We start from the raw sequence: 21,936 nt of genomic DNA, 5'->3' as shown, positions 1-21,936 counted from the left end.
ATCACTGTGCCGCGGCGAGTCGTTCGACGCGTACGAGCGAATCGGCATCGACGGGTTCTTTGTCGTCTCTGACGGCCACGTAGCGCGGGAATCGAAGTGCGTAGCCCGAATCGTACGTCGGGGATTCCTGTATCTCCTCGAAGCCGACTTCGAAGACGACGGCCGGAGCGAGCGCCACGGCCTTCCCGTTCTGTGACTGGATGTGGGGTTCGAGCAGCGCGGTCAACTCGGCCAGTTCGTCGTCGGTGATACCCGTGGCGACCTTGCCGATGGTTTCGAACTCGCCTGCATCCTCGACACGGACCGATATCTCGAACGTCCCAAGGAGTTCTGCACGCCGACCTTCGCCCCACTCGGCGCCGGTGACGACGCAGTCCAGCGTCTCGACGTCGGGCTTGCGTTTCAGCCAGCGCTTCCCGCGTTTGCCCGGGCTGTAGGTCGAGTCCGGAGCTTTCAGCATGATACCCTCGTGGCCCGACTCGAGTGCCTCGGTTTCGACCGCCGCGACAGTCTCCGGGTCGTCCGTCAGAGTCAGGTCCGCGACGTGCGACTCGAGGACTGCCTGCAGGCGGTCGTGTCGGTCGGTCAGCGGGGCGTCCAGAAGGTCCTCGCCGTCGGCGTGCAGGCAGTCGAACGCCCGGAGTTCGACGGTCACGTCCTCTCGCGCTTTCGCCACGTCGTGTTTCCGGCGGAACCGGCGCAGCACCTGCTGGAACGGGAGCGGTTCGCCGTCGTCGTCCACCGCCACGACCTCGCCATCGAGGATGACCGGTGACTCGCAGGCCGATTCGACGAACTCGACCACCTCGGGGAGCGCCGCGGTCACGTCCTCCATGTTCCGCGAGAAGACGGAGACCGACTCGCCGTCCCAGTGAACCTGCACCCGCGCACCGTCGAACTTCGTCTCGACCGCCGCTTCGTCCCACGATTCCAGGGCATCGGCGGCGGTCCCCGTCTGGGCGAGCATCGCCTGGACCGGCCGGCCGACGGTCAGATGGTGCTCAGCGAGGCCTGCTTCGCCCTCGTCTCGGGCGGTCTCGGCGACCAGACCGTAATCGTTCGTCACCTGCAACGCTCGCTCGACGGCCGGAACGGACACGTCGAACGCCTCGGCGATGGCGTCTCGGACGGTCCCTTCGCCGACTCCGATTCGCATCTCGGAGAGCACGAGACGGGCGAGAAAGCGCGCCTCCTCGGGGCTGGCGCGGTTGAACAGGCCGAAGAGCAGGTCCAGTTTCGTGTCCTGACTCCCGTCTCCCCCGGTGGCCGCGAGCGTCTCGAACGAGTCGAACAGGGAGTCGACCGTCAGGTCCTCGCCACCGCCAGCCCCGAACGCCGCGAGCCCTCGCTGTCCACCGAAGTCGTAACTCGCCGCGACCTCGCCGATTTCACCGAGGTCCGCGAGTCGCGCCTCGACGTCGGCGGCGTCCACGTTCTGGCCCGCCGCTCGCGCGATGGCGGCGTACACCGTATTCGGCCCCACGTCGAGTTTCCGCTCGTCCCACGCCGGGAACACCCGACCCTGGACGAACCGGGTCACGACCGACAGGTCCCCCTCGGCGTCGAGAAACAGGTCACGGACGAGTGAAACGGTCTCCAGGTCGGCCGGCTCCGCTTCTATCTCCGTCGCGCGGGAGGCGAAGGCAGCGAACTCCATTGGCGGAGCCTCGGCCCGACGAGAGTATAAACGACCCGACTTCGGTCATCAGGGCGACGGAGTTCGCGTCACCGTCATCAGTCCACGTCAGCATTCATATTGGAAGCCGCGGCAACGACCGGCGTGTCCTGACACGCCATCGCCGGCGGGACCACGGTCGCGCGACACCACCCGCTGGCGAGCAGTTGCGGTGTCGCCTGTTCGCCATCCGCTCCGGCCACGCTCGTCTCGACTCGGCACCCTCCCCCGAGACCCCTAGCCTGCCTACCCGCGGGTTTGAAGGCCGCGCCGACCTGATGTCGGGGTATGCCGGACGACGACCTCGCCGCACGAGTCGAAGACGTGCTCACCGTCGACCCCGACGAGTTCCAGTCACAGGTCGCGGCCGACGCCGAGACCATCAAGGAGGAACTGGCGGCAGGGACGTTCGACAACCCACAGGCCATCCTCGGGTTCGAGTACGAGTTCTACGCCGTCGCCGAGACCGACGAGGACACACAGGGCGAGTCCGACGAGTACGCCCTGCGGCGAGTCCCACGACGGCTCCTCGAGTTCATCGGCTTCGAGAAGGAACTCGGCCTCCACAACGCCGAGATGTCGACCAGCCCGCAGCCGTTCAACCGCCACGGACTCCTCGCGCAAGAGCACGAGGTGCTCTCGCGACTGGAGACGGCGCTCGATTGCACCCGGTCGGAGGGCATGCGTCTGGTGAGCGACGCGCTGTGGACCATCCCACCGGAAGGAGAGACCGCCCGCGAGTACCTCACCGACAGCGTCGAGGACCGGGGTGTCCGCATCGCGACCAACATGAGCGACAGCGCCCGGTACCACGCCATGGCGAACACCGACCGGGCGGCTGCTGCCGGGATGCGCCTGGACGCACCGCACGTCGACCTTCAGGCCGATACCGTGTTCCCGGAGAGCCTCATCACCTCTATCCAGCCCCACTATCAGGTCCCTCACGCGGCCGACCTCCCGACGTACTTCCAGTACGCCATCCGTATCGCCGGCCCGCTGCTGGCGCTGGGTGCCAACTCGCCGTTTTTCCCACCGGACCTCTACGACGAGGACGCGACGGCAGAGGAGATACTCGACGACGCGTGGATGGAACACCGCATCAGCGTGTTCGAGACGGTGCTCAACGCCAGGGCCGACACGGTCGGGAAAGTCCGCTTCCCGCGGGACATCGACTCCGTCGAACAGGCCGTCGACCGCATCGCAGAAGACGATACGTTCGTGCCGATGCCAGTCTCCGAGTCCGACCGTTTCGACGACGCCTTCGCGCACTTCCGGACGAAACACGGGACCTACTGGCGCTGGGTCCGCCCGGTGTTCGGCGGTCCGACGCGCTCGGCGGCGAACGCCCGCATCGAGTTCCGACCCATCCCGGCCCAGCCGACCGTGACCGACTCGGTCGCGTTCCAGGCCGTCTTCGCCGGCCTGATGGACAGCCTGCCGCGACTCGAACATCCCGTCCACGACCTCGACTGGGAACTCGCCCACGACAACTTCTACCGGGCGATGCGCGACGGGCTCGACGCCGACTTCACGTGGATTACGAACGACGGCAAGGAGACCAGTGACACGACCACGGTGTTCGCCGACCTGTTCGACCACGCCGAGGCTGGCCTGAAGAACCGCGGCCTGAGCGACGACGAAGCCGCCCACTACCTCTACCCGCTCCGGATGCGTGTCAGACAGGAGACGACGCCCGCTAGCTGGAAGCACGAGCGCGTGGCGAGCGCCGTCGCCGACGGTGTCGACTTCACGGACGCCGTCCACACCACCCAGCGCGAGTACGTGTCGAACCAGCGACAGACGCTGCTCGACGGGACGTTCGCCGACTGGCTCCGACAGGGCCGGAACTGATTATAGCCCCCACGCTGAAACGGGGGCACATGGTGACGTTCCTCTCCGGTGGCACCGGGACACCAAAGCTCCTAGACGGTGCCGCTGCCGCCTTCTCTCCGGACGAGACGACAGTTATCGCCAACACCGGGGACGACATCGAACTCGGTGGGCTGTTCGTATGCCCCGACATCGACACGTTGGTTTTCCAGGGTGGTGGCATCCTCGACCGCGAGACGTGGTGGGGGATTCGCGGAGACACGACGCGGACCCACGACGCCCTCCACGACATCGCGAACGCCGTCGGATTGTCGGACGGGCCACAGTTCCTCCCGGCCGAGGAACAGACCGCCGGCCGGGAACTCGCCCGCTGGCGACGGTTCTCGGGTGTCGCCGAGTTCATGGAGATCGGTGACCGCGACCGGGCGGTCCACATCACCCGGACCAGCCTGCTCGATTCCGGACACACGCTCTCGGAGGTGACGAAACAGCTCACCGATGGCTTCGGGTTGAGCATCGATATCCTGCCGATGACCGACGACCCTGTCGCGAGCCTCATCCACACCGACGAGGGGATGATGCACTTCCAGGAGTTCTGGGTTGCACACGGCGCGAAACCGGCCGTCGAGAACGTCGAGTTTCGTGGTTCCTCGAAGGCCGAACCCGCACCCGGCGTGCTCGATGCGCTGGCGGACACGGTCGTCATCGGGCCGTCGAACCCGGTGACGAGCATCGGCCCGATGCTCTCGATTCCCGAGTTCGGGCGGGCACTGAGCGAGACGACGGTCGTCGTCGTTTCGCCGTTCCTGGGTGACGAAGCGTTCTCCGGCCCGGCGGCGAAGCTGATGGAGGCCGTCGGTGGCGAACCGAGCACGTCCGGCCTCCAGACGGCCTACCCGTTCGCGGACGCGTTCGTCGTCGACGAGTCCGACGACGTCTCGTTCGACGCGCCGACGGAGTACACCGACATCCGAATCGACGACCGCCAGGACGCCGCACGGGTGTGCCAGGCGGTCGACCGGGCAATCGACGCCGTCGAATGACTGGCCTGGAGTTCTCCCCACGGGTCGCACTCGCAAGCCTGAGTGGCGAGGCCGACGCGACCTGGGCACGTGCCGGCAGCGAGTACGCGGGGCTGGCGTTTCTCGGTGGCATCGCACTCGACGAGCGCTCGCGCGAGGCTGCTCGCCAACTCGTCGCCCGCGACCGGAACGAGTTCCTGCCGGACGACCCGTTCGGGTTCGTCGACGACCAGCTGGCGGCGCTCGCGGACGCCCCGATTCGAGCAGGGTTCAACGTCAGAAGTGCAACGGTCGACCCGGTCCGGGAGGCGGCCCGAGTCTGTGTCGACCACGGCGCGGTTCTGGAGGTGAACGCCCACTGCCGGCAGGACGAGCTCTGTGCGGTGGGCTGTGGCGAGTCGTTGCTCCGGGACATCGACCGGCTCTGTGAGTACGTCGCCGCGGCAGCCGAGACGGGTGCCACGGTCAGCGTGAAAGTCCGTGCGGAGGTTCCGGGCGTCGACCTCGCCGAGACCGCGAGCAGGCTGGAGTCGGCCGGGGCGTCGATGCTCCACGTCGATGCGATGGACTCCGAGGCGGTGATTCGCGACGTGGTCGATGCCTGTGACTGCACCGTCGTCGCGAACAACGGTGTCCGGGACCGCGAGACCGTCCACGAGTACCTCGACTACGGCGCAGACGCGGTCAGCGTCGGCCGGCCGAGCGACGACCCGGTGGTGATGGAGCGGGTCAGGGATGCGACCGAGGCGTGGTTCGCGGTGCAGGACTGATTCTGTCGGCAGACTCTCCGGTGGCGCGCCTTTCTTCACTCCCGACGACGAACCGCGGGTATGCGAACGCCAGCACAGAACGCAGAACTCGCCCTCCTGCTGGAGGTCGCGGGGACGCCGAAACCGGGGAACGTCGACCGGCACCGCGACTTCGACGACCTCCGGTTCGAGCACTTCCTCGCCGGGGCGGTCGGTGCGAGCCCGGGGCTGCGAGACGCCGCGAGCGGCGCACCGGTCGGCGAGTCCTTCGAGACCGCCGTCGCGGGGATGGCGGACCAGCGTGGCGGAAACACCCAGTTTGGGGCGTTGCTGTTGCTCGTCCCGCTGGTCCGGGCCGCCGGTGTGGGTGCGCTGTCCCCCGGTGGTGTCGCCACCGTCGCCGAGGAGACGACGGTCGCGGACGCCGCCGCCTTCTACCGGTCCTTCGACCACGCCGACGTGTTCGTCGACGACCCGCCCGCGGACGCCGCAGACCTTGACGCCCGCCGCGGGAGCGATGCGGTGCCGGCCGTGGAGGACCGGGCGCTGACATTGTACGACGTGATGGAACTGAGCGCGCCCGAAGACGACAACGCGGTCGAGTGGACGAACGGCTTCCCCCGGACCTTCGCCGTCGCCGACCGGGTCGCTGCTGGGGATGGGCCGGTGCCGGCCCGCATCGCGGACGCCTTCCTCGCCCAACTGGCCGAGTACCCAGATTCGCTCGTGGCGAAACAGCACGGGATGGACGTGGCCGAGGAGGTCGCGTCCCGGGCTGCCGATCTTTTGGATTGCGAGGCCGGGACGGCCGAAATCGACGCTTTCGGCGACGACCTGGTCGCCCGGGGGGTGAACCCCGGAACGACAGCGGACATCGTCGCCGCGGGGACGTTCGTGGCGCTCGAACGCGACGAGGTGGTCGTATGAGTGCGTCGGAGGTGGTGGTGTGACCGCCGCCGACTGGCCGGTCGACCTCCACGGCATCACCGAGTCGGTCGTCGCGACCGAGGGGCCGAACGGTCGGTGGAACCTCGCGGCCCTCGGCGTGCACGCGGGCGACCCGGTCACCGCCCGGACGTGGGGGCGAACCCGGACCCGACTCAACTTCGACCGCCGGGGTGAGGCGGTCGTGCAGTTCACCCGCGACCCGGTCCACTTCACCGAGGCCGCACTGAACGTGTTCGAGTGCGACGACCCGGTACTGGACAGCGCCGACGCGTGGGCCCGGGTCGACGTGGAACACGTGACCACCGGCGACGACGGGACGACCGACTGGGCGGAGTGGAACCTGTACCCGACCGAGTCCGTGGTCGAGCGCGAGTCCGTGGTCCCAATCAACCGGGCGTTCGGAGCCGTCATCGAGGCGACCGTCGCCGCCTCGCGGCTGGACGTGCCGAGTTACGACAGCACGACGCTCCGGCAGCGACTCTCGTACTTCGAAGCCGTGGTCGACCGCTGCGGCGGCTCACGCGAGCGCGAGGCCATGGACCGAATCGCTGCACTCACGGACTGGAAGACACAGAACGAATCCTTTTAGGGGCCGACCGAAGAACCAGCGGGTATGGCAATCAAACCCGACTACGTCAAGAAGACGGGTAAAATCCTGCTCGAACGGTACCCGAAGGCGTTCACCACAGACTTCGAGACGAACAAGAAGAGCGTCTCCAAGCTGACGAACATCGAGTCCAAGGGCGTGCGAAATCGCATCGCGGGCTACGTCACGCGCAAGAAGGGCGGCAACGAACAGCAGTAACGCGGTTTCTGACTCGCTTCTGCGTTCTCTCCTCACGCGGAGTGACCACGCTCAGCCGTTGCTGTCCGCCGGCGAGTAGCGGTGGGCCCACTGTTCGTCACCGTTCGGCCCGAGACAGAGGACCCGGCCGGTCGAGGTGTCGGTATCGCCGGTGTCTTCCCCGACAGCGACGATGCCACCACCGGGCTTCGGTGCGATGTCGGTGGCGTCCAGCCGCCCGGTGAGGTCGGTTCGCCAGTCTGTGCGCCCGTCGGGCTCCCCGGTCAGGACGATGGTCACATCGTCGCCGCCGTCCCCGAGGAGGGCCCAGCCGCTCCCGTCGCGGGTGGTGAGCGCCTCGACCGTGACGAACCGCGCGTCGCTCTGCCAGCGCGGCGCACCGGCCAGTGTCAGCCCCCGGACGCCTGAGACGCGCGCTGCACCCGCCCCGGCGACGTAGCCGTTCCAGGTCGAGACGACCCGGCCGACGGTCCCCGGGTCGTGGGTCTGTCCGGTGACGGCGGACGTGAGGTCGACGGGTGCGGGCGGGTCGCCGCCGTCCCGGGTGCGCCAGCCCTCTTCGAGTGGGTCCTCGCCACGGCCGAAGGTCCCGGTCCACTGCTGGGAGACTCCGTTGTCAAAACTGCCGGTGAGGATCCGCTCGTCCCCGTCGACGGCGACCCCGTTCAGGCGTACCGTCGAACTGGTCGCGAGCGCGAATGGTTCCCTGGTGAGGTCCGTCGTGAAGCCCCACAGGACGCCCTCGTACTCCGCAGACGACCCTTCGACAGGGCGACGACCGACGGCGAACCCCCGGTTCCCGTCGATGGCCATCGCGCCATCGACCACCGCATCTGGTGGGAACTCGGCGACCGCTTCGAGCCGACCCTCCTCGTACCCCCGGAGTTCGTATCCCCGGGAAACCCACTCGTCCCGCGAGGTGGGTTCGAAGACCTCGTCGAGGGTTATGACGCTCTCCCGTCCGCGGGTCACGGCGGCCTGCACGTACGGTTGTTCGTCCCGGATGCGACCGACGACCTGCCAGACCGGGTCGCCGGCATCGTTCAGGCACAGGACGATGCGGTGGGTTCGTCTCCCGTCGGCGTCGAACACGTGTCCGACGGTCACGAGCCGGTCCCTGTCACGGACGACGGTGCTGAACCGGGTGCGGTCGGAGCCGAACAGCGGGCCGTCATGCAGGGCGAGTGCGCCGCCCCCGATGACCGTCCCACCGAGCGCCGCAGTCCCGATTACCTCCCGGCGGAGCCACTGCTTCCTGGCGGCGGCTTCCCTATCGGAGGGCGAGCCATCGCCCCGGTGTCCGTCCGAGGTATCGGGCGACTGTGAGGAGGGCATACCGGCGACGAATCGCGCGGATGTCTTGAACCTGTCTGTTGGATGTCAAACACGTTCGCGCCGCGAGTGGCTATCGACCAGTCGGTTACTCGACCACCCTGCCACGACCCGAATCCATTTCTGACGGACGCCCGTCGCCCCGCCCATGCACACCAGACGACTCGGTTCGACGGGCGCGGACGTGACCGAAATGGGCCTCGGCTGCTGGCAAATCGGCGGCGCCTGGGGCGACGTGTCGGACGAGGAGGGACGGGACGCAGTCCGCGCGGCACTGGACGAGGGAATTACGTTCCTCGACACGGCCGACGTGTACGGCGACGGTCGCAGTGAACGCCTCATCCGGGAGGTGCTGGCAGAGCGCGACGAGGAGCCGTTCGTGGCGACGAAGGCGGGCCGGCGGCTCGACCCGCACACGGCCGAGCGGTACGACCGGGAGAACCTCGAACGCTTCGTGGACCGGAGCCGGGAGAACCTGGGCGTCGACACCCTCGACCTCGTCCAGTTACACTGTCCGCCGACGGACGCGTACTACCAGCCCGAGACGGTCGCGGCGATGGACGATTTGAAGGAAGCGGGCAAACTCGCCCACTACGGCGTCTCGGCCGAGCGTGTGGAGGAAGCGATGAAGGCCATCGAGTACCCCGGCGTCGAGACGGTCCAGATCATCTTCAACCCGTTCCGCCAGCGCCCGGCCGAGCGGTTCTTCGAGGCGGCTCTGCGCGAGAACGTCGGCGTCATCGTCCGGGTCCCACTGGCATCGGGCCTCCTTACCGGCAAGCTCGACGCGGACGCCGAGTTCCCCGAGAACGACCACCGGAACTTCAACCGGGAGGGGGAGGCCTTCGACGTCGGTGAGACGTTCGCGGGCGTTCCACTGGGAGCGGGCGTCGAGGCGGCCGAGGAACTCCGTCCGGCGGTGCCGGAGAACGCGACGATGGCGCAGTTCGTCCTGCGCTGGATTCTCTCGTTCGACGCGGTATCGACCGTGATTCCGGGGTCGACCTCCCCGTCTCACATCGCGGACAACGTGGCTGCTGCCAGTCTCCCCGCACCGTCCCCGGACGACCATCGGCTGGTCCAGGACGTGTACGAGGAGCGGGTTCGTGAGCACGTCCACCAGCGCTGGTGACGTCGTAGCCACCGTCAACTGTCGTTTCCCCCGTGGTATACGAATTGTGTAATTTTCACATTGGCAAGGTATTTATCGGGGAACAGTCGATAGGTCTGCATGACTGGTAAAGGTGGACGTGGCTCGAACGACGAGCGAACGGTCGACGATTCTCCCCGACGGACGCTACTGAAGACCATCGGTGTGGGCGCACTCTCGTTCTCCCTCGCGGGGTGTAACGCGCTCGGGACGAATGCGGGCACCGACGGGGCCGACGCGGGGACCGACACCGCCACCGCGACGGCCACAGGGACGTCTGCGGATTCAGATGCGGACTCGGGCACCGAGACGGACGCTGGCTCCGGTTCGGACGCGGCCGGTGACACGGCCGGTATCGACCCGTGTCTGGTCCCGGAGGCCAGCGGCGAGGCGGTCGAGACGCTCTCGGGCGGCATCTCGGACGACACCACGCTCTCCGGCGAGTACCTGGTGGAGGGACGGCTGTCGGTCACCGGCGGCGCGACGCTGACTGTCGACGCCGGGACGCGGCTGACGTTCGCGCAGGACGCCCAGCTGCGAGTGCGTGAGGGGAGCACCCTCAAAGCGGTGGGAACCTGTGGTTCCCCGGTCGTCTTCACGGGCGAACAGCAGACCCGTGGCTACTGGAACGGCATCGTCTTCGACGAGTCCGACCAGCAGAACGAACTCGCCTACGCGGTCGTGGAGTACGGTGGCGGCGACAAGTACACCTGGGCACCGGCGGCCGCGAACCTCGCCGCCACGCGCAACGCCCGCGTCTCCATCAGCCACAGTGCGTTCCGCGAGTCGGCCGCCTTCGGGGTCGCGTTCTCGAACGATTCGAGCGTCGACGCCTTCGAGCAGAACGTCGTCACGGCGAACGAGTCCGGGGCGGCCCGCGTCGGCGTCGCGACGGCCGGCGCGCTGGCCGATTCCAGCACATACGTCGGGAACGACGACGACGTGGTCCGCGTCAGTGGCGGCACCATCACGGACGAGGTCGAGTGGGACGCCATCGACGCCCGGTACGGCGTCATGCCCGGCGACAACGTCTCCATCTCGGGTGGTCACCTGACGGTGTCGGGCGGCGCGACCGTCTCGTTCGGTCAGGACGCCGGGGTCGAAGTGGTCGAGGACGGCCAGCTCACGGCCATCGGGATGGACCCGGAGACCGAGGAATCGCTGCCCATCACGTTCACGGGCGAGCAGCAGACCCGCGGCTACTGGACGGGCATCGTCGTGGACGAGTCCGACCAGGTCCCGAGCCGACTGGAGAACGTCGTCGTGGAGTACGGTGGCGGCGAGAAGTACACCTGGGCCGGCGCGGCCGCGAACGTCGCGGTCGCCCGCGGCGGCCGGGTGCTCGTCTCGCGGTCGACCCTGCGAGAGTCCGCGGCGTACGGGTTCCACTTCCAGAACGGGACGACGGTCGACTCCTTCGACCGGGTGACCGTCACGCAGAACGCGCGGGGTGCCGGGAACGTCGGCGCGCGGCTGGCCTACGCTCCCTCGGACACGGGCACCTACACCGGCAACGACGTGGACGTAGTCGTCGTCACGAAGGGCACCATCCGTGACGGCCAGCGCCCGACCTGGGACGCCATCGACGTGCCGTACCGGGTCGCATCGGGCGACACCGTCGAGGTCCAGGGCCACCTGACCGTCGCGCCCGGCGCGACCGTCGAGTTCGGACAGGACGCCGGGATGGAGGTCGTCACCGGCAGCGGGACCGGGCGACTGACCGCGGTGGGCATCGACCCCGACACCGAGGAATCGAAGCCCATCACGTTCACCGGCGAGCAGAAGACTCGCGGCTACTGGAACGGCATCGTCTTCGACGAAACCGACCGGACGGAGAACCAGTTCCGCAACGCCGTGGTGGAGTACGGCGGCGGCGAGAAGTACACCTGGGCGGCCGCCGCCGGGAACATCTCGGTCGGTCGCGGGTCCCGGGTGCGCGTCGACGGCTGCACCCTGCGCGAGTCGCAAGCGTACGGCATCGCCGTGAGCGGAACCAGCACCGTCGACAGCTTCACCCAGAACACCGTCACCCGGAACCGCGACGGCGCGGCCTACGCCGACACTGGCAGCGCCCACTCTTTCAGCGACACCGGCACCTACACCGGCAACGACCGGGACGTCGTCATGGTCGACGGCGGCTCCATCACGCAGGGCGAGCGCGTCACCTGGGAGGCCATCGACGTACCCTACCGCGTCGTCTCGGGCGACAGCGTGGAGGTCACCGGCCACCTGACCGTCGACCCCGGTGCGACCGTCGAGTTCGGGCAGGACTCGGGCCTCTCGGTCGCCGAGAGCAACGGGACCGGGTCGCTCACCGCCGTCGGGGAGGAAGGCAGCCCCATCACGTTCACGGGAGAGCAGAAGACGGCGGGCTACTGGCGGGGTATCGAGTTCGACGAGACCGACCGCACCGAGAACAAACTTCACTACGCCGTGGTGGAGTACGGCGGCGGCGACAAGTACACGTGGGCCCCCGCCGCGGGGAACGTCGTCGTCTCGCGGGGCTCCCGGCTCTCGATGCAGAACAGCACGATTCGAAACGGCGCGGGATACGGGTTGGCCGTGAGCAGCGACTCGACGCTCTCTGCGAGCGGGAACACCTACGACGGGAACGCGCTGGGCGGCCTTCGCTGAGCCGGCCGAGACTACTCCTCTGTCTGGTCCGTTCCGGATTCGTCGTCGGTCGACTCCTCGACCGCAGTCGAGTCGTCGGTACCACCAGCGCTGGCGTCTTCTTCGTCGACCATCTCGGCGGCCGTACCCGGGTCTGTCTCTTCACCCTCAGCGAACTCCTCGGCGACCTCGTCGCGTTGGTCCAGCACGGCTTTCGACACCGCGTTCGAGGCGGCCGCGGTCGCGACCGGGTTTCCCTTGACGCGGGCGGTCCGGGCGACAGCCTCGGCCACCTCCTTCGACTCGGCAGCCCGGGCGGCCCGGCGGACCTGCGCCAGCGAGACGAGGTGGGTGTCACAGCCGGCCAGGCCGACCGTCGCGTAGGAGGCTCCGGAGAGCAGGAGTTCACGGCGATGCATGGAGAACGAGCCGTCTCGCTCGTCGTCTGCGTCGGTCGTCTCGGTCGGAGTCGCTGGTGTCTCGTCCATGAGAATCACGTCGACGCGTGGCCGGTGGACGGCGGAGGCGTCCGTCGGCTCGTCGGTCTGGTTTCACTTCCGTGGGAATGGGTAAACCAGTTGCGGCTGGGCGGGGAAGGAGGTACACGGTGGGACCGTGTGACTGGTAACCGGGTGTGCCACTGGTATCCCGATACCCGACGGGTCGCTCCCGCGACCCTGACTACTCCGGCTGGCGGCCCCAGCAAACGCTGACCCCACCCGAAGGGTTTTGCTGTGGCAGGGTTTTCCCGTCAACAATGACTGTCCGCGTAGGCGTCCTCGGCGCGACCGGTGCCGTCGGACAACGACTCATCCAACTACTCGAACCGCACGACGATTTCGAAATAGCGGCACTCACCGCCAGCGAGTCCAGTGCCGGGAAGACCTACCGTGAGGCCGCGAAGTGGCGCGTCGACTCTCCGATTCCGGAGAGTGTCGCAGAGCTGACCGTCACCGCGACCGACCCCGACGAGGTCCCCGACGACGTCGACCTGCTGTTCTCCTCGCTTCCCTCCTCGGTCGGCGAAGCCGTCGAACCCGCGTTCTGTGAGCAGGGCTACGTCGTCTCGTCGAACTCCTCGAACGCCCGGATGGCCGAGGACGTCCCACTCGTCATCCCCGAGGTCAACGCCGACCACCTCGACATGCTGGAGGTCCAGCGCGAGCAGCGCGGCTGGGACGGCGCACTCGTGAAGAACCCGAACTGCTCGACCATCACGTTCGTCCCGACCCTCGCCGCCCTCGCCGACGCCGGTCACGACATCGAGACGGTCCACGTCTCGACCCTGCAGGCCGTCTCCGGGGCGGGCTACGACGGCGTCACCTCGATGGAGATCATCGACAACGCCATCCCGTACATCGGCGGTGAAGAGGACAAGCTGGAGACCGAATCGCGCAAGCTGCTTGGCTCGTTCGACGGCGCGAGCTTCGAACTCGAAGGGTTCGAGGTCGCAGCCTCCTGTAACCGCATCCCGACGCTCGACGGGCACCTCGAGAACGTCTTCGTCGGCACCGCCGAGGAACTCACGCCCGGGGACGCCGCCGAGGCGATGCGCGAGTACCCGAGTCTCGACCTGCCCTCCTCGCCCGAGCCGCTCATCCACGTCTTCGACGAGCCGGACCGCCCGCAGCCGCGTCTCGACCGCACGCTCGGCGGCGGCATGGCGGTCGCCGCGGGTGGGTTCAAGCAGACCAACCTCGGCCTGCAGTACAACTGCCTCTCGCACAACACGATCCGCGGTGCCGCCGGGGCGAGCGTCCTGAACGGCGAACTGCTGCTGTCGGAAGGCTACCTGTAGCCGACGCGCTCTCTCCGTCGAACCGTTATCGTTCGTGCACCCGCATCTCGATAGGCGAGACGGGTCTGGTCGTGATACTCGCGGCGAGGTCGAGCGACGGCTCCGAGACGAGTTCGAGGTGGTACGCCTGCAGGATGCGTGCCAGCACGAGGCGGGCTTCCATCATGGCGAAGCGGTCGCCGATGCACCGGCGGGGCCCGCCACCGAACGGGAAGTAGGCGTACCGTGGCAGTTCGTCCTCGAAGTCGTCGGTCCAGCGGTCCGGGCGGAACGCCATCGGGTCGTCGTAGTGTTCTGGGTCGCGGTGGACAGTCCACTGCGGCATCGAGATGGGCGACCCGGCCGGGACGCGGTAGCCGTCGAACACCACGTCCTCGGTCGGCTCCCGGATGATGGCGTGGACCGGCGGGTACAGCCGCATCGACTCTTTGACCACGCGTTCGAGGTACGGCAGGTCGGCGAGGTCGGCCACGGTCGGGGGCTGTCCATCCAGCGTCTCGTCCAGTTCTGCGACGAGTTTCTGTTCGATGTCGGGGTGCTGGGCGAGCACGAAGAAGGTAAAGGAAAGCGAGAGCGCCGTCGTCTCGTGGCCGGCGAGGAACAGCGTCATCACCTCGTCGCGGAGCTGTTCGTCGCTCATCGTCCGGCCGTCTTCGTCCTCGGCGGCGAGGAGCGCGGAGACCACGTCGTCGCCGGGGTCTGCGCGGCGCTCCTCGATGATGTCGTAGACGACGCTGTCGAGCACTGTGACCGCCTCCTCCCGGCGGCGCTTGCTCGGGAGCGGGACCCAGTTCGGGACCATCGACGAGGTGAGTGACTCGGCGTGGCGCATCACCACGTCCAGTGCCTCGGCGACGACCTCGGTCCGGTCGCTCACGTCCACGCCGAACAGCGACCGCGCGACGATTTCGCCCGTGAGGGCCATCATGTCCTCGTGGACGTTCCGCACTTCGCCGGGCGCCCAGGTCGCCAGTTCGTCTTCGGTCTCGTCCACCATGATGTCCGCGTAGTGAGAGAGGGCGTCGGGGCGGAAGGCGGGCTGGATGCGGTGTCGCTGCGTGCGCCACTGTTTGCCCTCGCTGGTGAGCAGGCCCTGCCCGAGCAACGGCGAGAGGAGCGTCTGGAATATCTCGCCTTTGACGTACTTCTCGTTCTCGTGGACGAGCACTCGCTCGATGTGGTCGGGGCCGGTCAGGAGGTAGAACGTCTCGGTGAGCACGTCGAAACTCGCCACGGGACCGTAGGTCCGGGCGACTTTCGTCCGGAAGGTAAACGGGTCGCGCTGGAAGTCGAGGGTGCTCCCGAGGACCGGGAGGCCGCGGGGGCCGGGCGGCCGCCAGTCCGTCGTTTGCTGGGGCATGTCCAGTGGTTTGTATCCGTCGGCCAATCAATCGTCCGATTGGTCTCCGTGGCTACAGACCCCTACGGCTGCACCTGATTCTCCAGGCCCTCGTACTCGCCCGTCTCGGTCACCTGTCGGACGTTCGAGGCCACGATGTCCGCGAGTCGCTCGTAGTAGTGTGGGGTGTGCCCGGCGTTGTGTGGCGTTATCTGGACGTTCCCGAGGTTCCAGAGGTCGTGGTCGGACGGCAGCGGCTCGGGGTCGGTCACGTCGAGCGAGGCTCCACGAATCCACCGGCTCCGAAGTGCGTTCAACAGCGCGTCGGTCTCGACGACCGGCCCGCGGGCGACGTTGACGACGACCGCGTTCGGCGGGAGCGTGACGAGTTCGGAGGTCCCGACGAGGCCATCGGTCAGGTCCGTGAGGGGACAGGCCAGAACGAGGTAGTCGGTCCGGGCCAGCGCGTCGTGGAAGGCGTCCTCGTCGAAGCCGATGACTTCGTCGGTCGGGCCACCCTTCTCGGGCGAGTAGCGCACGCCGACGGTCTCGACGCCGAACCCGTCCAGGCGCTTTGCGGTCGCCTGTCCGAGTGCGCCGAGCCCGACGATGGTGACCGTCGAGTCCTTCAGTTCGTGGGTCTCGTAGCTCCGCCACTCCCGGCGCTCCTGCCGTCTGAATCCCTCGTGGAACCGCCGTGAGAACGTCAGGATGGCCCCGAGGACGTGCTCGCCGATGTTCGGCCCGTGGACGCCCGAGGCGTTCGTCAGGGTCACGCCCATCTCCGCGAGGCGGTCCCGCGGCAGGTGCCCGGTCCCGGCGTAGGCGCAGGCGAACAGGCGGAGGTTCTCGGCGCGGTCCAGCAACTCGTCTGTCAGCCACATGCCGGTCACGATTTCGGCGTCCTCGACGTGCTCGCGCTCCTGTTCTGGCGTCCGGGCGAGGGTGACCTCGTGGTCCGGAAGTCGGTCGCGCAGCGCCTTTGCGTACTGCTCGATGGGGATTCCGTGTGCGCCTTTTCGAAGTACCAGCACGGCTGGGGCGTCGCTCATGTGGGGGCGAACGAGGGCCGCCGGCTAACGGTTTGTGGGACGTGGCGGGGATTGCCGGAACTGTCGACCGGCCCGGCGCGAAACGAACCTGTTTGCTGCCAAATCGCTTATAACAGACTACTCCATTGGCATGGGTATGTTTCGCACCGCCAGACGAGCCATCACGGTCGTAAACCGACGGCCAGCGGTGCTTCTGGGTGGGTTCGGGCTGGCGGTCGCACAGGGCCTCGCGGTCCTCGTCGGCTGGACCGTCGCGACGGAGTTCGGGCTCTCGTTGACGCCGACGCGCATCGCGGCCGACCTCGTCGGCAGTGCGGGCGCGCTCGCGGCGGGAATCGTCGCCGGGTCGGTGGTCTGGACAGTGCTGGCCCCGGCACCGCTCGCTGTTATCTACCACCTCGGCCGGGAGACGTTGGTGTACGGGACACGCGGGGACGACCTCGCGGACGAGGCCCGGCACGCTGTCGACGCCGCCCGCGTGTACTATCCGACCTTGCTCGCTGCCTCGGGCTGGCACCTCGCCGGCATCCTCGTCGGCACCGTTCTCTCCTCGGTCGTCGTCTTCGGCCTCCTTCTCGTCGTCGTCACGCCACTCCAGTTCCTCAGCTACCACACGCCGGTCTCGTTGCCCTGGTTCGCCCCACTTGACTACGGTTTCTTCGGGCTGCTCCTCGTCGCGGTCGCACACGTCCTCGGCGGGCTCCCGATTCGCTTCTACGACGCGGTCTCGCTGTTCGCGGCCGAGCGACCGAGTCGGGCCTGGACGACCAGCCTTCGATTCGCGCTGGTCCGCCCGAAGAAGCTCGTTCGATACGCCGTGGGCGTGTTCCCGCCGACCGCGGCGTTCGCGGTGGCATTCTGGCTCACCGTCGAGGCGCTTCCAGCGGGTGTCGTGTTCGTCCTCGGCGGGTTCGTCTGGGTCGTCGTCGGTGGCCTCGTCGCCGCGTACACCCGGGCTTTCCACCTCTCGTTCTTCGAGTATACCGTCTCGCCGACCGTGTGTCGGCTCGCCCCGGCGGAAGCCGCCCCGGTCCGGTCGGTGACTCCAGAAGAGTTGCCGGTGTTCACGAACAAGCCACGGACGCTCGCGAAGGTACTCGTGTTCGCGCTACTGGTGACCAGTGCGGGGGCCGTTCGGGCCGCCGATATCGGTGGAGGAGACGAGGCGAGGCTCGACGTGTCTCCCGAGTTGCCAGCGGTGGACGACGGCGCCGATGCGACGATGGAACCAGCGGACGCGGCCGTGGACGCCAGGCCGGGCGAGCCCTCCCGAGACCGGATTCGTGGGTCCAAGACGATGTCAGGGTGGCTCTGGGACGTGGCGCTCTACTGACCCCGGCTCACCGACTTCAGTTCCCCTCGAACTCGGCTTCCTCGTCCCCGAAGAACGCCGCGTAGCCGCGCTCGTAGTCGCCGGAGTTCGCCAGTCGTGAGATGGCGTCCTTCTCGGCCGAGAGCTGGGCCGACAGGCCCCTGTCGTTGGACTTGTTCAGCAGGCGCTTGACCGTCCCGTACGCCTTCGTCGGGCCGGTACCGAGGTCGGTGGCGATTTCGTCCACGCGGTCCGGCCAGTCCTCGTCGGCGACGACCTCGGTCGCGAGGCCGTCTGCGACCGCCTGCTCGGCCGGAATCGGCTCGTCCAGCAGGGCGATTTCGCGGGCCTTCCGGTAGCCGACGAGCCGCGGGAGGAACCACGTCGAGCCGCCGTCGCCCGAGAGCCCGATTCGCGGGTAGGTGAACTCGAAGCGAGAGTCCTCGTGAGCGAGCACGACGTCGGCCGCGAGCGCGAGGCCGAGGCCGCCACCGGCGGCGACCCCGTTGACCGCGGTAATCGTCGGTTTCGGGGCCTCCGCGAGCGTCTCGACGGCCCCGTGGAGCCGGCTCGCGAGGCGGTCGAGTCGCCGCGAATCCGACCCGTCGCCCTCGAAGGTCGTGAGGTCCGCACCGGTGCAGAACGCGGGGCCGGCACCGGTGAGGGTGATGCAGCGGACCGCGTCGTCGCCGGCGAGGCCGTCCGCGGCGGCGCGGAGGTCCGCGGCGGTCTCGGGGGACAGCGAGTTGTACTTCTCCGGGCGGTCGATGACGATTCGGCCGACCCCGTCGGTCCGTTCGACGGCGACGTGCTCGTAATCACTCATGGTCCGGAGTGAGCAGGGCAGCGACAAAAAGCCGCCGAGGCGGTTCGGGGGCTTTATTTGGGACTGCCGAGAGGAGACGAGGTATGAAGCGCGTTGACGTGGCCATCGTCGGCGGCGGGCCGGCGGGCACATGTGCCGCCATGGAAGCGGCCTATCACGGTGCGGACGCCCTCGTCCTGGAGAAGGGCGTCCCGCGGGCCGACCGAGAGGGGCTTGGGCCAGATTCGACGGACGCGGCGGGGATGCTCGACTACTGGGTCGACATCATGGACTTCGACCCCGACGAGTTCCCCGAGGGTATCGTCCTGCAGGAACTCGACGCGGTCGACTTCGTCGGCCCGACCGAGACGACGACCCTCCGCAGCACCGGTATCGAGTCCTCCTACGACCGGTTCGGGTACACCTTCCAGCGGGCCCGGATGGACGACTGGCTCCGCGAGCAGGCCGAGGACGAGGGTGCGACCTACGAGGTCGGCGTCTCGGTCAGAAGCGTCGACACCGACCTCGACGAGGAGTACCGCCACACCGTCCATCTCGCCGACGGCGAGGACGTCGAAGCTCGCTACCTCGTGCTGGCGGACGGCCCCCAGCGGACCGTCACCATCCCGACGCTCGACCAGTTCATGCCCGAGGGAAAGAGCGTCTCCGACGTGATGAGCCCGCCGACGGCGAACCACATCGCCTACCAGGAGCACCGCGAGGTGCCCGAGGAGGTGTTCGAGGAGACCCACCTCAAGTTCTGGTGGGGCTGGATGCCCGGCGAGACCGCCTACCCGTGGATCTTCCCGAACGACGGCACCGTCGCCCGCATCGGCCTGACGATGCCCATCGGGATGACGCTGGACGACGTCGAGGACCCCGACGGCTACCGCCTGCTCGAACCCGACGACGAGTCCCTCCCGCGGGCCGGCGAGTACATCCGCCGACTGCTCGAAATCGAGTACGGTGACGAGTACGACATCGAGGAGGACTTCCCCCTCGTCGAGGACCGCGGCAAGTCCGGCGGGACCGAGACGTACCCCATCTCCTCGACCAAACCCATCGAGTCCCCGACCGGAGCCGGTATCGCTGTCGCCGGCGGCGCGATGGGGACCACCTCGGCGTTCCACGAGGGCGGCTACCACGTCGCCTGTCGAACCGGGAAAATCGCGGGCCGGCTCGCCGCCGTCGACTCGCTCGACCGCTACAACGAGGTCTGGCGCAATGCCGTCGGCGACGAGATTCTGCGAAACGTCACCTTCGCGGACATCGTCGCCGAGTACGGCCCGGACGACTGGGACCGTACCTTCGAGATGACGAACAAGCTCATCAGCGACGGGAGCGACGGGTCGCTCATCAAGAGCCGTCTGTCCGGTGGCCTCTCGGGCATGAAGCTGCTGGCGAAGTACAGGCGGACGAAGCGGTCGCTCCGCAAGAACGGCTACGTCCAGCTCACCGAAGACGACTACGTCGTCTGACCGCTGTCGCCACTCGTTGTTCCGACACCCACGTCGCCTGACGACGTGTTTTTGTGCTGGCAGTCGAAGTGCCGGGTATGACTCGACCCGACGCCGAGACGGACCCGTTCCTCTCGTACCTCGGCACCTATCGCCTCTCCGACCGACTGGATTGCTCTGGGCGGTCCGCCGCAGTCGTCGGCGGGGCGATGGCTGGCCTCGCCGCCGCCCACGCCCTGCGGACACTGAACTACGACGTGACGCTCTACGAGCGCCAGTCCTACGACGAGAAACGCGTGAACTGCGGCGAGGCGATGACGAACGTCTCGATGCTCCCGATGGCGAAGACCCGCCGGAACGGCTTCGCGAACCACACGCCTGCCTTCGACGTGGAGGTGTACACCGGTGACACCGGCGACCGCGTTCTGGCAGGGAAGGGTCGGTTCCCCTCGAAGCACGGCTACGTTACCGACCGGAACCTCGTGGAGCGAACCTGGGCCGAACAGCTAGACGACCGCGGTGTCGACGTGGTCGAGAACCACGGCGTGACGAAGGCCGAGTTCGAGTCCCTGCAGGACGAACACGACCTCGTCGTGGACGCGACCGGCCAGCCCTCGATGGCCAGCAAGGTCGAAGGGACGACAGGGGAGTACGCCGGTGCGATGACCGCCCTCAACGCCGACGTGGAAGGCGACTTCTCGGCCCTCTACCCCGACTCGCTCATCATCTTCGAGAACTACCTCGGCTACTCGTGGGCGTTCCCGAAATCCGAGACGAGAGCGAACGTCGGCATCGGCTGGGCGCAGGACAAGAAGCCCGACGACTACATGGCCGCCTTCGAGCGTGCCTGCGAGCGCAACGACTGGCCGGTCCCCACCCGCGAGCAGGCCAACGTCTACACCATCCCGCGGGGGCCCTCGCTCGACCCCCGGCGGACCTACCTCCCCGAGAAGCGCGTCGTCCGGGTCGGGGACGCCGCCGGCATCGCGAACCGCTTCACCGGCAAGGGCATCTCGCAGGCCGTCGAGTCCTCGTACCTGATGGCGAAACTGGCCGCGGAGAACAAGCTCGTCGACTACCCACAGCACCTGTACAAGCGCCTGCGCAACGAGTACCGGCTCGCCTACATCGTCCGCGGCGCGCTCGAAGACGGCCGCCCGGACCTGCTGGGTGGGGTGATGGACGCGGTCTCCGGCATCGACGTGGAGGAGGTCGACAGAAACCCGCGCAAGGCGTTCCTGCGCCTCGCCCGCCACCCGAAACTGCTCGCCGGGCTGCTCGCGAACGAGACGATGCGGACCCGCCTCTACCGGGCGTACACCGACGACTGGGAGTACAGGCACATCCCCGGCGCGGTGTGACCGGTTCGAGCCGGGCCGAGTCGCAAGACCTTACCCCGGTGGCCGGTTACTCATCTCTGCGTGCCACAAGTCCCCGCTCCGAGCGGACCCATTTCGGTAGCGATGACGAAGCGGAGAACCCAGGTACGCGATATCGTCTCTGCTGGTCGCACTACGCGGCCTGCCGGACCGGCTCCTGTCGGTTCGGAATTCGACAGCACTGGCAGCGCTGTCCGCCCGGCACGAGGGTTTCCCGGTTGACGCGGCATGCCGCCAAGGGATGATACCGGTCGTTAGTGTTCCGGGCGACAACTCTGAATTCACCAGCAGTAGCTTCGCTGTGGATGTATCCCTGTAAATCGGTTCTCTCCTGTGTACAAGCTGTCTCTCTATCGACCGAATCCTTATGCGCGATGTCCTACTATCTCAGACCAACATGGCCAGCTCGACGCGAGACGGGTCCCCACACGAAGCGGAGATTCGTCTGTGGCGTGAGGACGACTGGTGGGTTGCCAAAGACGTTGAAACGGGTGTCACTACGCAAGGACAGTCCCGGGAGGTTGCACTTGCAAACCTCGACGAGGCGCTCGCACTGCACAACGACGAGGTGGGGAGAGCGCCGACCGACGAGGAACTCCGTGAGATGGGTATCGACCCCAGGGACAACACGACTGGTGAGCAGGAGCCACCAGACGTACTCGAGTAACCG

Annotated in this window: 19 protein-coding genes; 13 read left to right on the top strand and 6 right to left on the bottom strand. The window is 67.8% G+C overall.

The features are described from left to right. Window position 1 precedes the first annotated feature (1 nt). Window positions 2-1,657, bottom strand: coding sequence for an ATP-dependent DNA ligase LigA (ligA, locus tag ACSC1R_RS16720; RefSeq protein WP_439026857.1), 1,656 nt, complete (start codon window positions 1,655-1,657; stop codon window positions 2-4). A 306-nt stretch (window positions 1,658-1,963) separates the two neighbouring features. On the opposite strand from ligA, the gene ACSC1R_RS16715 reads away from it, so the two are divergent. Genes ACSC1R_RS16715 through ACSC1R_RS16690 form a run of 6 tightly spaced genes read left to right on the top strand, consistent with a single transcriptional unit; the run spans window position 1,964 to window position 7,029 of the window. After that, window positions 1,964-3,526 carry a hypothetical protein gene (locus tag ACSC1R_RS16715; protein ID WP_439026856.1) on the top strand — a complete coding sequence of 521 codons (1,563 nt, stop codon included), beginning with the start codon at window positions 1,964-1,966 and terminating at the stop codon, window positions 3,524-3,526. A 29-nt stretch (window positions 3,527-3,555) separates the two neighbouring features. Next, window positions 3,556-4,548 carry a 2-phospho-L-lactate transferase gene (gene cofD / locus ACSC1R_RS16710; RefSeq protein ID WP_439026855.1) on the top strand — a complete coding sequence of 331 codons (993 nt, stop codon included), beginning with the start codon at window positions 3,556-3,558 and terminating at the stop codon, window positions 4,546-4,548. Next, the gene (locus ACSC1R_RS16705) at window positions 4,545-5,297 is read left to right on the top strand and encodes a tRNA-dihydrouridine synthase (RefSeq protein WP_439026854.1); all 753 of its coding nucleotides are present in this window, start codon (window positions 4,545-4,547) and stop codon (window positions 5,295-5,297) included. Before cofD ends, ACSC1R_RS16705 begins: the two co-directional genes overlap by 4 nt. Window positions 5,298-5,357: 60 nt before the next feature. After that, on the top strand, window positions 5,358-6,203 hold the full coding sequence (locus ACSC1R_RS16700; protein WP_439026853.1) for a triphosphoribosyl-dephospho-CoA synthase: 846 nt from the start codon (window positions 5,358-5,360) through the stop codon (window positions 6,201-6,203). Between the two features lie 19 nt (window positions 6,204-6,222). Beyond that, a complete protein-coding gene (locus ACSC1R_RS16695) occupies window positions 6,223-6,813 on the top strand; it encodes a DUF447 domain-containing protein (protein ID WP_439026852.1) in 591 nt (196 codons plus the stop codon). A gap of 24 nt (window positions 6,814-6,837) precedes the next feature. Next, window positions 6,838-7,029 carry a 30S ribosomal protein S17e gene (locus tag ACSC1R_RS16690; protein ID WP_439026851.1) on the top strand — a complete coding sequence of 64 codons (192 nt, stop codon included), beginning with the start codon at window positions 6,838-6,840 and terminating at the stop codon, window positions 7,027-7,029. 51 nt (window positions 7,030-7,080) lie between these two features. On the opposite strand, the gene ACSC1R_RS16685 is transcribed toward ACSC1R_RS16690, so the two are convergent. Continuing rightward, window positions 7,081-8,364, bottom strand: coding sequence for a hypothetical protein (locus ACSC1R_RS16685; RefSeq protein ID WP_439026850.1), 1,284 nt, complete (start codon window positions 8,362-8,364; stop codon window positions 7,081-7,083). A gap of 145 nt (window positions 8,365-8,509) precedes the next feature. On the opposite strand from ACSC1R_RS16685, the gene ACSC1R_RS16680 reads away from it, so the two are divergent. Beyond that, window positions 8,510-9,493, top strand: a complete 984-nt coding sequence (locus ACSC1R_RS16680) for an aldo/keto reductase (RefSeq protein WP_439026849.1) — start codon at window positions 8,510-8,512, stop codon at window positions 9,491-9,493. Between the two features lie 99 nt (window positions 9,494-9,592). Next, window positions 9,593-12,145: a hypothetical protein gene (locus tag ACSC1R_RS16675; RefSeq protein WP_439026848.1), complete on the top strand. Its 2,553-nt coding sequence runs from the start codon at window positions 9,593-9,595 to the stop codon at window positions 12,143-12,145. Window positions 12,146-12,156: 11 nt separating this feature from the next. Here the strand turns inward: ACSC1R_RS16675 and ACSC1R_RS16670 are convergent, their stop codons facing one another. Then, window positions 12,157-12,612 carry a hypothetical protein gene (locus ACSC1R_RS16670; protein ID WP_439026847.1) on the bottom strand — a complete coding sequence of 152 codons (456 nt, stop codon included), beginning with the start codon at window positions 12,610-12,612 and terminating at the stop codon, window positions 12,157-12,159. 269 nt (window positions 12,613-12,881) lie between these two features. Between ACSC1R_RS16670 and asd the strand changes: the two genes are divergently transcribed. Next, window positions 12,882-13,922, top strand: coding sequence for an aspartate-semialdehyde dehydrogenase (asd, locus tag ACSC1R_RS16665; protein ID WP_439026846.1), 1,041 nt, complete (start codon window positions 12,882-12,884; stop codon window positions 13,920-13,922). A gap of 25 nt (window positions 13,923-13,947) precedes the next feature. On the opposite strand, the gene ACSC1R_RS16660 is transcribed toward asd, so the two are convergent. Both ACSC1R_RS16660 and ACSC1R_RS16655 read right to left on the bottom strand, forming a co-directional pair. Then, entirely contained in the window at window positions 13,948-15,282 is a 1,335-nt protein-coding gene (locus ACSC1R_RS16660) for a cytochrome P450 (RefSeq protein ID WP_439026845.1), read from the bottom strand. A gap of 62 nt (window positions 15,283-15,344) precedes the next feature. After that, window positions 15,345-16,313: a D-2-hydroxyacid dehydrogenase gene (locus tag ACSC1R_RS16655; protein WP_439026844.1), complete on the bottom strand. Its 969-nt coding sequence runs from the start codon at window positions 16,311-16,313 to the stop codon at window positions 15,345-15,347. Between the two features lie 136 nt (window positions 16,314-16,449). On the opposite strand from ACSC1R_RS16655, the gene ACSC1R_RS16650 reads away from it, so the two are divergent. Continuing rightward, on the top strand, window positions 16,450-17,646 hold the full coding sequence (locus tag ACSC1R_RS16650) for a hypothetical protein (RefSeq protein ID WP_439026843.1): 1,197 nt from the start codon (window positions 16,450-16,452) through the stop codon (window positions 17,644-17,646). A 16-nt stretch (window positions 17,647-17,662) separates the two neighbouring features. Here ACSC1R_RS16650 and ACSC1R_RS16645 read toward each other — a convergent pair whose 3' ends face one another. Then, window positions 17,663-18,451: an enoyl-CoA hydratase/isomerase family protein gene (locus tag ACSC1R_RS16645; RefSeq protein WP_439026842.1), complete on the bottom strand. Its 789-nt coding sequence runs from the start codon at window positions 18,449-18,451 to the stop codon at window positions 17,663-17,665. Between the two features lie 83 nt (window positions 18,452-18,534). On the opposite strand from ACSC1R_RS16645, the gene ACSC1R_RS16640 reads away from it, so the two are divergent. The 3 genes from ACSC1R_RS16640 to ACSC1R_RS16630 all read left to right on the top strand — a co-directional run bounded on the left by ACSC1R_RS16640 (window position 18,535) and on the right by ACSC1R_RS16630 (window position 21,933). Next, window positions 18,535-19,908 (top strand): NAD(P)/FAD-dependent oxidoreductase, encoded by a 1,374-nt coding sequence (locus ACSC1R_RS16640; RefSeq protein WP_439026841.1) that lies wholly within the window; start codon window positions 18,535-18,537, stop codon window positions 19,906-19,908. 77 nt (window positions 19,909-19,985) lie between these two features. Then, window positions 19,986-21,248: an NAD(P)/FAD-dependent oxidoreductase gene (locus ACSC1R_RS16635; RefSeq protein WP_439026840.1), complete on the top strand. Its 1,263-nt coding sequence runs from the start codon at window positions 19,986-19,988 to the stop codon at window positions 21,246-21,248. A 415-nt stretch (window positions 21,249-21,663) separates the two neighbouring features. Next, the gene (locus ACSC1R_RS16630; RefSeq protein ID WP_439026839.1) at window positions 21,664-21,933 is read left to right on the top strand and encodes a type II toxin-antitoxin system HicB family antitoxin; all 270 of its coding nucleotides are present in this window, start codon (window positions 21,664-21,666) and stop codon (window positions 21,931-21,933) included. The last annotated feature ends 3 nt before the right edge of the window (window positions 21,934-21,936 follow it).

The organism is Haloarchaeobius ordinarius, from assembly GCF_051801355.1.
In the GTDB taxonomy this organism is placed as follows: domain Archaea; phylum Halobacteriota; class Halobacteria; order Halobacteriales; family Natrialbaceae; genus Haloarchaeobius.
The sequence above is the reverse complement of the archived record's forward strand: the minus strand, read 5'-3'. Positions and strand labels throughout refer to the sequence as shown.